Source organism: Hydrogenophaga intermedia, assembly GCF_023715105.1.
GTDB lineage: Bacteria > Pseudomonadota > Gammaproteobacteria > Burkholderiales > Burkholderiaceae_C > Hydrogenophaga > Hydrogenophaga intermedia_A.
The window spans coordinates 21,316-36,261 of sequence record NZ_JAMBNO010000014.1 but is presented as its reverse complement, the minus strand read 5'-3'; the positions used below and the strand labels follow the sequence as shown (position 1 = coordinate 36,261).

Below are 14,946 nucleotides of genomic sequence, written 5' to 3'. Positions count from 1 at the left end.
TTTCAGCACGTGGTACAGGGAACGTTGGCGCCTGCGCTGACTTCGCACGGCTGCCCTTCGCAGCAGTGCTCGGTGAGGTAGCCCAGCAAGGCGTTCATGTGCGCGAAGCCGGCGCGGTAGATCAGGTGGCGCCCGTCGCGCTCCTGCGTGATCAGGCCGGCGCGGTGCAGCTCCTTGAGGTGAAACGACAACGTGGTCGGCGTCGCGTCGAGCCGCTCGGCCAGTGCGGAAGGCGTGAGCCCCTCGGGCCCGGCCTGCACCAGCGCGCGGAAGGTGCGCAATCGCGTGACCTGGGCCAGCGCGGCGAGTGCTTGAACGGCATCGGTTTCGTCCATGGCGGTCTCCTCAGGTGCCCGCGCGCGAGACGGCGGGCGAAGGGGCGGCGTGCACGGGCAGACGCAGCGTGATCAGCCAGCACGCAGCCAGCATCAGCGCCGACCCGGCCAGCGTCCACATGAGACCACCCCACTGGTAGAGCAGCCCCGACATCAGCGTGCCGAAGAAGCGGCCCAGTGCATTGGCCGCGTAGTAGAAGCCTACGTCCTCGGCCGCCTTCTCGCTGCCCGCGTAGGCCAGCACCAGGTAGGAGTGCACCGAGGAATTGACCGCGAAGGCAAAGCCGAACACGGCCAGACCTGCCACCACCACCCACTGCAGGTGCGGCGCGCCCGCGAACACCGCCGCCGCCAACGCCGCCGGCACCAGCGCCAGCACGGCCGACCACGCACGCGCCGCAGGCACCTCGCGGCTCAGGCCGTCGGCGCTGCGGTGGACGATCTGCGGCGCCAGCGCCTGCACCGCGCCGTATCCGATGGTCCAGGCCGCCAGGAAACCGCCCACCATGGTGAAGGTCCAACCCTGCGAATAGAGGAACACCGGCACGCCGACCACGAACCACACGTCGCGCGCGCCGAACAAGGCCACGCGGGCCGCGGCCAGCGCGTTGATGCCGGGGTTCTTGGCGAACAGCTCCTTGGCGGACTTCGACGCCTTGCTCTTGCCCATCATCGTGGGCAGCGAAGCGATCACGCCGATCAGCACCAGCGCGAGCGCCGCGGCCATGAGCCACAGCGCGTGCCGGAAACCCAGCGCTTCGAGCAGCAGGCCGCCGAGGAAGAAGCCCACGCCCTTCATGGCGTTCTTGCTGCCGGTGAACCAGGCCACCCATTTGAAGAGCTGGCTGTTGCTGCCCCCGCCTTCCTTCGCCTGCGCGCTCGTGACCTTGATGGCCGACTTGCTGGCCGTCTTGGTGAGGTCCTTGGCGACGCCGCACACGCCCTGCGCGAGCACCACCCAGGCCACCGACGCGGCCGCCGTCCATGCGGGGTTCAGGAACGACAGCAGCGTGAAGCCGACGATCTGCGTGGACAGGCCCACGGTGAGCATGCGCGTGATGCCGTATCGCGTGGCCAGCCAGCCGCCGATGAGGTTGGCCAGCACGCCTGCCGCTTCGTACAGCAGGAACAGGAAGGCCAGCGTGAACGGCGAATAGCCCAGACGATAGAAGTGCAGCAGCACCAGCATGCGCAGCGCGCCGTCGGTGAGCGTGAAGCCCCAGTAGGCGGCGGTGACGATGGCGTAGTGGCGGACGGCGGCGTGCATGTCGGGCAGCGCGTCAGAGGCCGACGGCGTCGAGGTGGCAGGCCAGGTCCACCATGCGGCAGGCGTAGCCCATCTCGTTGTCGTACCAGGCGTACACCTTGAGCAGCGTGCCGTCGGTCACCATCGTGGACGGCGCATCGACGATGCTCGAGCGCGTGTCGCGCGCGTAATCGGCGCTCACCAGCGGGCGCGTCTCGTAGCCCAGGATGCCCTGCAGCGGGCCGCTCCTGGCCGCGGCCTCGAACAGCGCGTTCACCTCGTCGGCGGTGGTGGCGCGCTGCAGTTCGAACACGCAATCGGTGAGCGACGCGTTGAGCACCGGCGCACGCACCGCGTGGCCATTGAGCTTGCCCTTGAGTTCGGGGTAGATGAGCGCGATGGCGGTGGCGCTGCCGGTGGTGGTGGGTGCCAGGCTGGCCATGGCACTGCGCGCGCGGCGCAGGTCCTTGTGCGGGGCATCGACCACCACGTTGGTGTTGGTTGGGTCGTGGATGGTGGTGATCTGCCCGTGGCGGATGCCGATCGCCTCGTGCACCACCTTCACCACCGGGGCCAGGCAGTTGGTGGTGCAGCTCGCGGCGGTGACGATGCGGTGCTTCGCCGGTTCGTACAGGTGGTGGTTCACGCCGACCACGATGTTGAGCACATCGCCCACCTTCACCGGTGCGGCCACGATCACGCGCTTCGCGCCGCGGTCGAGGTGGCCCTGGATGGTTTCGGGCGTGAGGAACTTGCCGGTGCACTCAAGCACCACGTCCACGCCCAGCTCGCCCCACGGGATCTCTGCGGCGGTGGCGTGGCTGGTGAACTTCAGTCGCTGGCCGTCGATGCGGATCGTGTCATCGCCTTCGGCCGCGATGTCGGCGCGCCAGCGGCCTTGCACCGTGTCGAAGGTCAGCAGGTGCGCCGTGGCTGCGGCGCCGCCCTTGATCTCGTTGAGGTGCACCACCTCCAGGCGATTGCCGGCCCGCGGGTCGTCCGCAGGCCGTTCGGCCGCGCCCATCGCCGCGCGCAACGCCAGTCGCCCGATACGGCCCATGCCATTGATGCCCACTCTCATCGTCCGTGCTCCGTTCAGCTTATTAGTTTGATATTCATCGAATTATCGTTTCTTTGATGACAGCTTCGTGACGGCAGCCGCCCGGCTCAGGGGTGTGCCGGTCGCGTCTGGCGCCAGTACTGCGTGAAGGACGCACACGCGGCGGGCGGTTCGTCGAAGGCCGGTGGCTGTGGCAGGCAGCGTGCGCCACCAAGCCAGGGCGCGGCGTGGGGCTCGTCCCAGCACAGGCAGCCGGCGAGCAGCGGCTGCTCCACCCAGTAGGGCGCAGGCCCGAGCGCGCGCATGCGTTGCCACACGAAACGCCAGCGCCGCTCGCTCCAGGGCCAGCGCCGGTGGAAGCCCGCGAGCCACACGGGCGCGGGCTCTCCGGCGGGCGGCGGGTCGCCCAGCGACCACGCATGCACCAGCCAGCGCCCCGGGGCCGGGGGCTCGGGGTTCACGGCGCAATCGGCCGGTGGCCGGTGGTACAGCACCGGTTCGTCGATCGGTTCACCGCGCCCGCCACCGACGTCGCGCGCGCTGCGCGCGATGGCCTCCAGCGCTTCGTACGAGGCGTCAACCACACTGCCCGGGCTGTGCCACGCCGGTGGCGCGAAGCGCGCCACGTTGTCGGCGTTGAACAGGTAGGGCTTGTGGCTGCCGGTGCCCGCCACCCATTGCCAGCTCAGGTGGTTGCTGGCCAGGTCGCCGTCGAGCAAGTGCGCGTAGAGCCAGTCGGCACCGGCGCGCCAGTGCACCTTGCGCAGGTGCACCACGTAGCTGGCCAGCCACAGGCGTGCGTGGTTGTGCAACCAGCCGGTGGCATACAGCTCGCGCACGGCGCGGTCGATCACCGGTACGCCGGTGGCGCCGCGGCGGATGTCCTCGGGCAGCGTTGGCGCGTAGGCCGCGTCAGGCAACGGGCCCTCGTGCAGCGATTCGAAAATCGCCTCGCCCCGGTGGCGCCACACGTGATGGAAGTACGCGCGCCAGCCCAGTTCCTGCACGAAGCGGTGCGCGGGGTCGAGGTTGTGGCGGCAGGTGACCGTCTGCAGCACCTCGGCCAGGCCGAGCAGGCCGTGCGTGAGGTAGGGCGAGAGTCGCGTCACGGCGCCGTCGAGGTGGTTGCGCGTGCGGGCGTAGGCCTCGGGGCGCAGCGCGTCCAGGCGCGCGCGGGCGGCCTCCAGCGTGGGCTCGAATGCGCAGGCGTCGTTCATGCCAGGCGCCCTTCGCGCACCGCGTCGGCCCGCGCGCGGATCGCCTCGCGCTGCGCCACATCGAGCCGCGCCAGGTTCTTCACCTGCAGCGCCATGCGCGGGTGCGCGGCAAAGCGCGCCTCGTGGCGCAGCAGGAAGTCCCAGTAAAGCGTGGTGAACGGGCAGGCGCGCTCGCCCACGCGTTCGCCCGGGTCGAAGCGGCAGCCACGGCAATGATCGCTCATGCGCTCGATGTAGCGGCCGGTGGCGATGTAGGGCTTGCTGGCGAGCAGGCCGCCGTCGGCGAACTGGCTCATGCCCAGGGTGTTGGGCAGTTCCACCCACTCCACCGCGTCCACATAGACGCTCAGGTACCAGGCATGCACCTGCTGCGGCTGCACACCGTGCAACAGCGCGTACAGACCGGTGACCATGAGGCGCTGGATGTGGTGCGCGTAGCCGTGGCGAAGGGTCTGGCCGATCGCGTCGGCCAGGCAGCGCATGGGCGTATCGCCGCTCCAGAACCACGCGGGCAGGTCGTGCGTGGCGTCGAGCGCGTTCTGTTCGGCGTAGCCGGGCATGCGCAGCCAGTAGATGCCGCGCACGTACTCGCGCCAGCCCAGGATCTGGCGGATGAAGCCCTCGGCCGCGGGCAGCGGCACGCGGCCGGCGCGCCACGCCGCTTCGGCCGCCGCGATCACCTCGCGCGGGTTGAGCAGCTTGAGGTTGAGCGCGGCCGCCAGGTGCGCGTGGTACAGCCAGGGCTCGCCGGTCCACATTGCGTCCTGCCAGCGGCCGAAGTGCTCCAGGCGTTCGTCGATGAAGCGGTGCAGCGCCTGCAGCGCCTGCGCACGCGTGACCGGCCAACCAAACGGTGCGGCCTGGCCGGGGTGATCGGCAAAGCGCGTCTGCACCAGCGCGATCACGTCCTGCGTGATGGCATCGGGTTCGAAGCGCGTGGGCGGTGGCAGAAAGCCCGGGCCGTCGGGGCCGAAGGCCTCGCGGTTGTCGGCGTCGTAGTTCCATTCACCGCCGCAGGGCTGGTCGCCTTCCATGAGCACGCGGTGCTCGCGCCGCATCTCGCGGTAGAAGTACTCCATGCGCAGTTGGCGCCGCCCGCGCGCGTGCGCCGCGAAGCGCGTCGCGCTGCACAGGAAGTGGCGGTCTTCCAGCACATCGATCGGGGTACCACCCACCGCGGCGCGAAGCGCCTGCAGCACCCGCCAGTCACCGGGCTGGGTGAGGCGAACGCGCTGCGGGCGCCAGTGTGCGATGGCCTCGCGCAACGCGTCGGACAAGCTGCCTTCGCGCAGGGTGTCGTACTGGATCGGCACGCCCTCCTCGCGCAGCGCGGCCGCAAAGTGGCGCATGGCCGCGAGGAACTGCACGATGCGCTGCTGGCTGCTCCACACATGCGTGCTCTCGTCGGCCGCCTCGCACATCCACACGCGGTCCTGTGCGGGGTCGAAGCCATCGAACGCGGTGGCATCGCGGTCGAGCTGGTCGCCCAGCACGACGATCAGGTGGCGGCACGGCGCGGTCATGTGCCTCCCTTGCGGCGGCGGCAGGCGTCGGAGCAGTACAGCACCGCGTCCCAGTTCTTCGCCCAGGCGCGGCGCCAGCTCATGGGCCGCCCGCAGACGGCGCACGGTTTGGCGGGCAGTGCGCGCTTGTTGCCTTTGAAGCCCTTGTCGTCTTTCATCGGAAAAGATCCTGCTGCGCCGGCGCCTCATCGGCCACCTTGCGTGCGCGTGCACGGCGCGTCGTCGGCGGCAGCCCGGCCTTGCGCGAGCCGTGGCGCTGCTGCACCGCATCGGCCTCGGCGCGCGCCTCGGGCGTGGCGCGCAGCGCGTACAGGCGCTCCTTGGCAAAGGCCAGCGCGGCGCGCTCGTCCACGATGGGTTTCGGGTACGCGGGCGTGCCGAACTCGGGCAGCCAGCGTCGGATGAACACGCCCTGCGGGTCGTGATCGGCGGCCTGCTTGCCGGGCGAGTAGATGCGCAACGTGTTGATGCCGGTGGTGCCGCTCTGCATCTGCATCTGGCTCCAGTGAATGCCGGGTTCGTAGTCGAGGAACTGCCGCGCGAGGAACTGGCCAGGCTCACGCCAATGCAGCCACAGGTGGTAGGCCGCGAAGCTGACCAGCATGGCGCGCATGCGGAAGTTCAACCAGCCGGTAGCGCGCAGGCTGCGCATGCAGGCATCCACCATCGGGAAGCCGGTGCGCCCCTCGCACCAGGCCTCGAAACGCTCGCGGTTGAAGTCGCTTTCGCGCAAGCCGTCGTACGCCCGCGCGAAGTTGCGCTCTTCGATCGCGGGCTCGTCCTCGAGCTTCTGCATGAAGTGGCAATGCCAGCGCAAGCGCCCCGCAAAGCCGCGCAGGGCGTGGGCGAGCGCGCGATCATCGGTGTGGGCAATGGTGGCCTCGGTGGCCTGATGCACACAGCGCATCGACACCGTGCCGAAGGCCAGGTGCGGGCTCAGGCGGCTGCAGCCCTCGGCCGCGGTGAGCGGGCTGGAGAGCGCGCGTCGGTAGTCCCGGCCACGGCCGCCCAGAAAGTCGTTCAGCACCGTCCAGGCCGCGGCTTCACCGGCAGCGGGCAAGGGACGGGGAGACGCCACGCCGAGCGCGGCCAAGGTGGGCAGATCGTCCAGGTCAGCACGGCCACCGCAAAAGCCTTGAGGCATCGATACCTCGGGCGCGTCCATGCGCGCATTCCAGCGGGCCGCCCAACCATCGCGCTGGCGCAGGCGGCGTACCACACCGGTCTGCGGCCATTCGAGCCAGGCCACTCCTTGCGTGCGGCACCAGGCGCTCACCGCGCGATCGCGCGCGTAGGTCCAGCCCTCACCGGTTTCCTCATGGCTGAGCAGGAAGCGATACGGGTGCTCGACGCGCAGTTGCGCGAGCACCGTGACAGCATCGCCCACCCTCACGAGCAGGGGCAGGCCACGCGCTGCCAGTTGCGCGCGCAACTCGCCCAGGCTGGCCAGGGCGAAGGCCAGGTGCTGCGGATCGAAAGTCGGGCTGGCCAACCAGGCGGGCTCGATCACATACAGCGCGATGGCGCCCTCGTGAGCGGCGGCTGCGGCCAGCGGCGCGTGGTCGCGCCAGCGCAGGTCGCGTTTGAGCCAGACCACCGCGCTCATGTGCGGACGCCTCAGATGCCCAGGAGCGCCGGGTTGCGCTGCCAGAGCGACCAGCTCAGCACGGTGGCAAACGTCACCCACGCCCAGTACGGCAACAGCAACAGAGCGGCAAGGCGCCGGTAAGACCAGAACGACGCTGCGGTAGCACCCACCATCAGCCAAAGTGCCACCGAGCCGAAGAAGGCCCAGAAACCCAACTGCCACGCGAAGAACAGCCAGCTCCAGAGCGCGTTCACCACCAGATGCACCGCATACAACCACAGGGCGCTGGCGGCATGGTCCCAACCACGCACGCGCCACACCAGCCAGGCCGCCACGGCCATGAAGGTGTAGAGAACGGTCCACACGGGCCCGAACAACCAGGCGGGCGGCGCCCACGTGGGCCTGTCCAGTGCAGCGTAGAAGGTGGCGGCGTTGACCGACGCCAAGCCCCCGATCGCCCCTGCGGCAGCGGTCAGCAGCACGAAACCAAGCAGCGCGGTGAGTTGTCTGAACATCGGCCTCGCCCAAGTGTGAATGTGCCCGGACGCGCGAGGGCCGCGGCCCTCGCGCGCCGGTGCTCGCTTACTTGGGCATGATGACCGAGTCGATCACGTGGATGACGCCATTGCTGGCCGCCACGTCGGTGGCCACGACCTTGGCGTTGTCCACCGTGACGCCGCCCATGGTGCCGACGGTGATCTCCCCGCCCTGCACGGTCTTGACCTTGCCGGCCTTCACGTCCTTTGCCATCACCTTGCCTGGCACGACGTGGTAGGTCAGCACCGCCGTCAGCTTGGCCTTGTCCTGCAACAGCGCGTCGAGTTGCGCCTTGGGGATCTTCGCAAAGGCCTCGTCGGACGGCGCGAACACGGTGAACGGGCCCGGGCCCTTGAGCGTGTCCACCAGGCCCGCGGCCTGCACAGCGGCGACGAGGGTTTTGAACGAACCGGCCGAGACGGCGGTGTCGACGATGTCCTTCGCGTGTGCTGCGGCCATGGCACCAAACGCGAGCAGGGAAGCGATCAGGGTCTTCTTCATGACGATCTCCAGTGACAGATGGGACGGATGAGGGAGGGTTCCACGATCAACGCCGGGCGCGCCATGCGATGCGCCACAGGCGGAGCAGTCCGGCCGCCATCCCGCGCCCCCAATGCCGGGGCGGGGTGGATCGGACCAACGCATCCTAATCTGAAAAGGGCAAAACGTGACTATTCAGTCACATTTCCAACCAATCAGTGCTGTCGGGTATTCAAGCCGGTCGCATCGCCAGGAGGGCGCAACGGATCCGGGCTGCCGCCACGCGCCTTGTCGAGGTACCCGGATCTCCTGCGCTGGCTTGCCGAAGGACTTGTCTTGGTGGCAGGCACCGTCGTGCAACAGCCTAGATACCGGGCGCGGGAAGGAAACCCGACAGGGCTTTGATCCGCGCAATCCAGGCCTGGATCGCAGGGTATGGCTCGAGACTGACACCGCCTTCCGGTGCCCAGGCCACGTACGGGAAGACGGCGCAGTCGGCAAGGGTCGGACGGTTCAGTTCGAGCCAGTCGTTGCGTGCCAGGTGCTCATCGATCAACCGCAGGATGGACGCACTGCGCTTCAGGGCTTGCGGCTTGTCCAGCTCGTATCCGAACTTCTGGACCAGGCGTGCCGAGGCCGGGCCACTCTGAATCTCACCGGCTGACGTGGACAGCCATTGCACGATCCGGCCTTGGGACGCAGCGTCGCTCGGCCACCATGCCATTGCACCACTGCGCGATGCGAGGTACACGAGGATGGCATGCGAGTCGCGCAGCGTTACGTCGCCGTCGACCAGCAACGGCACCTGCGCCCACGGGTTCAAGGCGAGGAACGGCTCGCCCTTGTGCTCGCCAGCCGCCAGGTCAACAGGACGAATTTCCAGGGGAATCCCGGCAAGCGCTGCGAAGAGCCGGACCTTGTAGCAATTGCCCGACAGTTCAACATCGTAGAGCTTCATCATGATGCAAGCCTCACAGCAGTTGATTGAACTCGAGCACGTTGCCGTCCGGGTCGCGGATGAACAGGCCCACGCGGCGCGGCCCGATCGGCTCAGGCCCTTCGGTGATGGCGATGCCGGCTTCGTTGAGCCAGTTCACCAGGGCGTCGAGGTCGTCGACGACGAACGCGACGTGGGTCACGCCAGGCCACTTCATGGGCTCGTCCTGCAGCACGTTTCGCACGTCGGCGCGTGCCGTGCCGTTGAAGATCAGGTTGATGCGCACACCCGCAGGCGTTGCCATCTCGTTGGCGTAGTCGTCGAAACGGATCTCCTCGTGAAAACCCAGGCGCTCGTAGAAGCGGCGGGCCGACTCAGGGTTTGAAACGCGGATGCCGACGTGTTCGTACGCCGTGGCATACGCGGGGCAAGTCGATTGGGTAGGTGGTCTGGTGTTCATGCCGCCATGATCGTTATCGCGGCAAATACAATAAATAGACCACTTCGCACATGACAAGTGCGGTGAACGCACCAATCGAGACGCCATGGACAAACTCAGGGCAATGGCGACCTTCGTTCGCATCGTCGACGGCGGTAGCCTCACCGCGGCCGCGGACGCGGCGGGTACGTCGCTGACGTCGGTGGTGCGCTCGCTCGCCGCACTCGAGCAATCGCTCGGTACGCGGTTGCTGAACCGGACCACCCGGCGTCTGTCGCTGACCGCCGAGGGCCGTGACTATGCGCAACGGTGCCGCCAGATCCTCGCGGCCGTGGACGAAGCCGATGCGGCTTTGGGTGCTCAGAAAGCCTCCCTGAGTGGGCGGCTGGTGTTGACGGCGCCCGTCACCTTCGGCCGGCTGCACGTGGCGCCGCTGGTCACGTCATTTCTCAAGCAGCACCCGGACCTGTCGGTGGAGTTGCTGCTGCTGGACCGTGTCGTCGATCTGCTGGAAGAAGGGCTCGATCTCGCGGTTCGTATCGGGGAGCTGCCGGACTCGTCGCTGGTCGCCATTCCTCTGGGCAAAGTGCGACGGGTTTGTTGTGCCAGCGCCGCTTACCTTCGCCGTCACGGCACGCCCAGGGAACCGTCGGACTTGTTGAAGCACCGCTGCATCGGCTTCAAGGGCAACGGTCCAAACCCGGACTGGCGCTTCAAGGTCGCCGGCCGTACCGTCAGGGTGCCGGTGGCGCCGGTGTTCGTGACAAACCAGATCGAAGCGTCAATCGATGCCAGCATCGCCGGGCTGGGGTGCGTGTCGCTGCTGCACTACCAAGCGCGCGCCGGTCTCGAGTCGGGTGCGTTGAAGGAAGTGCTTCGTGGATACGAAGTCGATCCGCTGCCCGTACACGTCTTGTACCGGCCGGACCGCTTGATGTCGACCCGCGTGCGCGCGCTGCTCGACTGGTTGGTTCCACGTCTGCGTGAGAGTCTGGCTAGCGCTGCCGCCGGATGAGGATTGCATGGGCCGTGGGCCGCCTCCAGCGCTTGTCTTCTTCTAGGAGCCGGTCGCTACAGGCACAAGGTTTCTCCACTCCCGGGGTGATTGCCCGGTTTGGGCCTTGAAGGCCCGAGAGAGCGCAGCCTCGCTGCCGTATCCGACCTCGACAGCGATCAGCTTCAAAGGACGTCCGCGCCGCAGCGCCAATTGCGCCATCCGCACGCGCCAGCCCTGAAGGTACTGTCCCGGCGTGATGCCGACGATCGAGCGAAACGTCGAGGCGAACACGCTGCGCGACATGTTTGCAACGCCAGCCAGTTCATGGAGTGTCCATTCCTTGGCGGGCTCTTCGTGCATCGCCACCAGCGCATGTCGCAGCCTCGGATGAGACAACCCTGAAAGCAAGCCACCTTTCACCTCGCCACTCTCCATCAGCTGGCGAAGTATCTGGATCATCACCACCTCGAACAGCCTTTCGACCAATGCGGTGCGCCCGCAACGCTGCTCGAAAGCCTCTTCGAACAGCAACGTCAGCACAGGCGCGGCCCCACCGATTTCCTCCAGCGGCAGGCAGACGACCTCCGGCAAGGCCGACGCGATCGGGTTGTCCGCACCACCATCGAACGACAGGTTCGCGCACACCACGTCCACGCCGTGCTCGGCATCGGAGGTGAAGCGATGCGTCAGCGGCCGCGGAAACAGCAGCACGCTGGGCTTGTCGATCTGCAGCGTTGATCTGCCATGGCTGACCGTCGCCGTGCCGCTGCGCACCAGGTGCAACTGACCGTGGGTGCCGTCACTTTCCAGGGTGTTGATCCCGCACAGGGGCCCGGCGTTGAACACCTGTGCTGACACGGGGAAGTGCGCCATCAAGGCCGCCAGTCGATCGCTCATTCAGTACTCTTGGTTAAGTAACAAGTACTTTATATCACCCATCGTCCTGTCCTGCGGGGCACAGTACGTCTCACCGGACAACAGCTGTCCGGCCCTTACGACCCCAACCAGGAACCCTTGCCATGACCATCGAGAAGATCCTTTACCAAGCCACCGCCACCGCCACGGGCGGCCGCGAGGGACGCGCCACCTCGTCCGACAGCGTTCTGGACATCCCGTTGTCCACCCCGCGTGAGCTGGGCGGCGCTGGCGGCCCCGGCACCAACCCGGAGCAGCTGTTCGCCGCGGGCTATTCGGCCTGCTTCCTGGGTGCACTCAAGTTTGTTGCAGGCCGCGAAAAAGTCTCGCTGCCCGCCGCCACGACGGTCACCGGAAAAGTCGGTATCGGGCAGATCCCCACCGGCTTTGGCATCGAGGCCGAACTGACCATTGCAGCGCCTGGCATCGATCGAGCCGTTCTGCAGTCGCTGGTCGGCCAGGCCCACATCGTCTGCCCCTACTCCCATGCGACGCGCAACAACATCGACGTCAAGCTGGTCATCGCCGATTGACCTGAGCACCCCGCAAGCTTCAACAGGACACGAACCCATGAAAGTCAACGCCCGCATCCTCGCCACCACGGTGCTCGCCATGGCGCTGCAATCTGCCTCCACCGCGCACGCCGCTCAGCCGGTACCCACGCCGGCGGCCGCCACGGCCACCATCGATGGCAACTACGTCGTGACCCGCGACAACGTGCGTCTGTACTACAAGGACTGGGGCCCGAAGGATGGTCCGGTCGTCACGTTCAGCCATGGTTGGCCGCTGAGCTCTGACAGCTGGGAATCGCAAATGATCTTCCTGGCCGCCAAGGGATACCGCGTGGTCGCTCATGACCGCCGTGGGCATGGTCGCTCCAGCCAACCCTGGGACGGCAATCACATGGACCAGTACGCCGACGATCTGGCGGCCGTGATCCAGGCGCTCGACCTCAAGGACGTCACCGCGGTCGGCTTCTCCACCGGCGGCGGCGAGGTGGCGCGCTACATCGGTCGCCATGGGACCGGTCGGATCAAGAAGGCTGTGCTGGTCAGCGCCGTGCCGCCCATGATGCTGCGAACCAAAGACAACCCGGGTGGCCTGCCGCTTGAGGTGTTCGATGGCATCCGCAAGGCGTCGCTGGAGAACCGTTCGCAGCTGTACATCGATCTGGCCTCCGGCCCGTTCTACGGCTTCAACCGCCCCGGCGCCAAGGTCTCGAAGGGCCTCATTGACAGTTGGTGGGCTCAGGGCATGCAGGCGGGTCACAAGAACACCTACGACTCGATTGCGGCCTTCTCGGCCACCGACTTCCGCAAGGACCTGGAGAAGTTCAATGTGCCGACGCTGGTGATTCACGGAAGCGACGACCAGATCGTGCCGATCGACAGCTCAGGCAAGGCTTCCGCTGCACGGATCAAAGGGGCGAAGCTGATCGTCTACCCCGGCGCACCGCATGGCTTGACCGACACACACAAAGAACGCTTCAACAAGGATCTCCTCGACTTCCTCGAGAACTGATAACCACCGACACAGAACATCATGAAACATCAAAGAAACATCCTCATCGCAGCCCTGCTCGTGGCCGGGGCCTCGTCCGCCTTCTCGCAGTCGGGCCTGACCCGCGCTCAGGTGAAAGCCGAGCTGCAGGAAGCAATCCAGAACGGCGAGATCCAGTTTGGTGATCGCAATGAAACGCTCCGCGAGATCTACCCGAGCCGTTACCCCGCCAAGGTGCAGCAGCCGGGCAAGACTCGCGCTGAGGTACGGGCAGAACTTGCCGAAGCGATTCGCACGGGCGATATCCAGGGGAACGGTGATCGGTCAGAACCGCTCAACGTGCTGTATCCGCACCGCTACCCCCAGGATGCTTCCACCCAGGCAGCCGCAAAGCCATTGTCTTGATGCGCTGCGCCAAGACGTTGCCTGGCCTGCTGGACGATGCTTGCGTCGTCCGCGGGTGCAGGCAGTCTTCCCCAGGCCGGTGAAGCGCTCGTTCAACATCGGCGTCAGGCCGCGCTCCGGGCGAGCGCGGCCACGGTGGCCGTGGCATGGGACATCGCATGGGCCAGCATCGCCGCCTCGAGCCCCCACCGCCAATAGAGCCAGCCAAACAGGATGCCTGGCACCGCATTGGCAGCGATGATGAACATGGCGACAGGACCGCTCAGTTCCACGCCCATTCCCATAACCAACGGCAGATGGCCCACGCCGAAGAGGAGCGCAGCCACCACGATCGCCATGAAGACGAGCGATCTTCTCGGGGGACCGGCCCGCTTTTGCAGGACGCGCCAGAGCGACCAGAGCAAGGCTGTCATCAGCCCCCAGCGCATCAGGATCTCCTCAGTGACTCCTCCGTAAAGCAGCTTTGCCACGAAAGGAATCTCGAACACCGCGCCCGACGCTCTCAAGCCTTGCGGCGCATGGCTTGTCAACACCGTGAGCAGGCCACCGACCAGCAACCCAACCGCTGCTGCCGGGAGCATCTGTGGCTTGAGCGCCTGCCATATGCCAGTGCCCGCCACCGCTGCCTCAGCAACAGGCGCATGCAGGCCCAGTGGCGGTGCCAGCACGACACCTGCCCAAACCGCCAAAGCCACAAGTACGGCGCTTTGCAGCATGCTGGCGGCAGCGGCGACTGGCGTCGGAAGCGGCGAAGGCGACATCGCGAGGAGCTGGGGAAGCACCGTCAGCGTAAAAGCCACCACCCCAGCCATGCCGGCAAGCCACAGGCAAGCCGCCAGCTTCAGTTGTTTTCGGTTGAGCATTTCGAATCCCTGGAAAGTCGGTGGCGATCCGACGCATGTCTTGCTTTACAACACATCAGTAGCGAGAAACTGGCAAGGCGTGAACGGCACTTGGTGGCGTCACCCGCTCTCAGCACCGAGTGACCACGATAGGCGCGCCATTCGTGATGATCAGCGTGTGCTCGTACTGAGCCGAGAGATTTCCAAGCGCGCCCGCCAACGTCCAGCCATCAGAAGTCTCGGTGACGGTGCGACAACGGGTCGACAGGAAGGGCTCGATGGTGATGACCATTCCTGCCTCCAGCATGCGTCGGTCCGAGGCGTCGAAGTAGCCGGCGATGTGCTCCGGATCCTCGTGCAGCGCGCGGCCGACGCCATGGCTGCCGAGGTTCTCGATAACCCGGAACCCGTAGGACTTGGCAGTGCGTTCGATGGCGGCGCCGATCAGGTTGATCGGCTGCCCCGCGCGCGCGCCATTCATGGCCGCGGTCAGTGCGGTCTGCGCTGCATGACACAGGCGCGTCTTCTTCGGGGTGGTGGGCGGGATGACAGTGGTTCCACCGGTGTCGGCAAAGTAGCCATTGAGTTCAGCCGATACGTCGATGTTGAGAACGTCGCCTGCCCGGATGATGCGATCTCCGGGCACGCCATGCGCCGCTTCTTCGTTGATGCTGATGCAGGTAAACCCGGGGAAACCGTAGGTGAGCTGCGGTGCCGATCGAGCACCGTGATCCTGCAGCAGCCGCCCGCCGATCATGTCCAGTTCGCGCGTCGTCATCCCTGGCTCTGCGGCGTCAAGCATGGTCTGCAATGTCACCGAGACGATTCGTCCAACCTTCTTCAGGGCGAGTACGTCTTCTTGCGTTTCGATGGTCACGTTGGGGTTCTTTCGTTCAGGAATTTTTCTGGTGGCGATTCTCGATGG

Annotated in this window: 18 protein-coding genes; 4 read left to right on the top strand and 14 right to left on the bottom strand. The window is 66.8% G+C overall.

The genetic code is table 11. The features are described from left to right. Positions 1-2: 2 nt before the first annotated feature. The 11 genes from M3149_RS14260 to M3149_RS14210 form a co-directional block, all read right to left on the bottom strand. Positions 3-335 carry an ArsR/SmtB family transcription factor gene (locus M3149_RS14260; RefSeq protein WP_251710211.1) on the bottom strand — a complete coding sequence of 111 codons (333 nt, stop codon included), beginning with the start codon at positions 333-335 and terminating at the stop codon, positions 3-5. A gap of 10 nt (positions 336-345) precedes the next feature. After that, positions 346-1,602 (bottom strand): organoarsenical effux MFS transporter ArsJ, encoded by a 1,257-nt coding sequence (arsJ, locus tag M3149_RS14255; protein WP_251710210.1) that lies wholly within the window; start codon positions 1,600-1,602, stop codon positions 346-348. A gap of 13 nt (positions 1,603-1,615) precedes the next feature. Then, entirely contained in the window at positions 1,616-2,662 is a 1,047-nt protein-coding gene (locus tag M3149_RS14250) for an ArsJ-associated glyceraldehyde-3-phosphate dehydrogenase (RefSeq protein ID WP_251710209.1), read from the bottom strand. An 86-nt stretch (positions 2,663-2,748) separates the two neighbouring features. Continuing rightward, positions 2,749-3,858, bottom strand: coding sequence for an FAD-binding domain-containing protein (locus M3149_RS14245; protein WP_251710208.1), 1,110 nt, complete (start codon positions 3,856-3,858; stop codon positions 2,749-2,751). Next, complete coding sequence (locus tag M3149_RS14240) at positions 3,855-5,381, bottom strand: cryptochrome/photolyase family protein (RefSeq protein ID WP_251710207.1); 1,527 nt, start codon at positions 5,379-5,381, stop codon at positions 3,855-3,857. Before M3149_RS14240 ends, M3149_RS14245 begins: the two co-directional genes overlap by 4 nt. After that, on the bottom strand, positions 5,378-5,539 hold the full coding sequence (locus M3149_RS14235; RefSeq protein WP_251710206.1) for a DUF2256 domain-containing protein: 162 nt from the start codon (positions 5,537-5,539) through the stop codon (positions 5,378-5,380). Before M3149_RS14235 ends, M3149_RS14240 begins: the two co-directional genes overlap by 4 nt. Then, positions 5,536-6,987, bottom strand: coding sequence for a cryptochrome/deoxyribodipyrimidine photo-lyase family protein (locus tag M3149_RS14230; protein WP_251710205.1), 1,452 nt, complete (start codon positions 6,985-6,987; stop codon positions 5,536-5,538). Before M3149_RS14230 ends, M3149_RS14235 begins: the two co-directional genes overlap by 4 nt. A gap of 11 nt (positions 6,988-6,998) precedes the next feature. Next, complete coding sequence (locus tag M3149_RS14225; protein WP_251710204.1) at positions 6,999-7,484, bottom strand: TspO/MBR family protein; 486 nt, start codon at positions 7,482-7,484, stop codon at positions 6,999-7,001. Positions 7,485-7,551: 67 nt separating this feature from the next. Then, entirely contained in the window at positions 7,552-8,007 is a 456-nt protein-coding gene (locus M3149_RS14220) for a fasciclin domain-containing protein (RefSeq protein ID WP_251710203.1), read from the bottom strand. Between the two features lie 343 nt (positions 8,008-8,350). Continuing rightward, on the bottom strand, positions 8,351-8,947 hold the full coding sequence (locus M3149_RS14215) for a glutathione S-transferase family protein (protein ID WP_251710202.1): 597 nt from the start codon (positions 8,945-8,947) through the stop codon (positions 8,351-8,353). A gap of 10 nt (positions 8,948-8,957) precedes the next feature. Then, entirely contained in the window at positions 8,958-9,383 is a 426-nt protein-coding gene (locus M3149_RS14210) for a VOC family protein (RefSeq protein WP_251710201.1), read from the bottom strand. An 85-nt stretch (positions 9,384-9,468) separates the two neighbouring features. Between M3149_RS14210 and M3149_RS14205 the strand changes: the two genes are divergently transcribed. Continuing rightward, positions 9,469-10,377 (top strand): LysR family transcriptional regulator, encoded by a 909-nt coding sequence (locus M3149_RS14205; protein ID WP_251710200.1) that lies wholly within the window; start codon positions 9,469-9,471, stop codon positions 10,375-10,377. A 42-nt stretch (positions 10,378-10,419) separates the two neighbouring features. On the opposite strand, the gene M3149_RS14200 is transcribed toward M3149_RS14205, so the two are convergent. Then, complete coding sequence (locus M3149_RS14200; RefSeq protein WP_251710199.1) at positions 10,420-11,256, bottom strand: AraC family transcriptional regulator; 837 nt, start codon at positions 11,254-11,256, stop codon at positions 10,420-10,422. 122 nt (positions 11,257-11,378) lie between these two features. On the opposite strand from M3149_RS14200, the gene M3149_RS14195 reads away from it, so the two are divergent. Genes M3149_RS14195 through M3149_RS14185 form a run of 3 tightly spaced genes read left to right on the top strand, consistent with a single transcriptional unit; the run spans position 11,379 to position 13,179 of the window. Continuing rightward, complete coding sequence (locus tag M3149_RS14195) at positions 11,379-11,807, top strand: organic hydroperoxide resistance protein (RefSeq protein WP_251710198.1); 429 nt, start codon at positions 11,379-11,381, stop codon at positions 11,805-11,807. A gap of 37 nt (positions 11,808-11,844) precedes the next feature. Then, positions 11,845-12,795 (top strand): alpha/beta fold hydrolase, encoded by a 951-nt coding sequence (locus tag M3149_RS14190; protein WP_251710197.1) that lies wholly within the window; start codon positions 11,845-11,847, stop codon positions 12,793-12,795. A 21-nt stretch (positions 12,796-12,816) separates the two neighbouring features. After that, positions 12,817-13,179 (top strand): DUF4148 domain-containing protein, encoded by a 363-nt coding sequence (locus M3149_RS14185; protein WP_251710196.1) that lies wholly within the window; start codon positions 12,817-12,819, stop codon positions 13,177-13,179. A gap of 104 nt (positions 13,180-13,283) precedes the next feature. On the opposite strand, the gene M3149_RS14180 is transcribed toward M3149_RS14185, so the two are convergent. Beyond that, entirely contained in the window at positions 13,284-14,042 is a 759-nt protein-coding gene (locus M3149_RS14180; RefSeq protein WP_251710195.1) for a CPBP family intramembrane glutamic endopeptidase, read from the bottom strand. Positions 14,043-14,151: 109 nt separating this feature from the next. Further along, positions 14,152-14,898: a type I methionyl aminopeptidase gene (gene map / locus M3149_RS14175; RefSeq protein WP_251710194.1), complete on the bottom strand. Its 747-nt coding sequence runs from the start codon at positions 14,896-14,898 to the stop codon at positions 14,152-14,154. Positions 14,899-14,946: the final 48 nt, after the last annotated feature.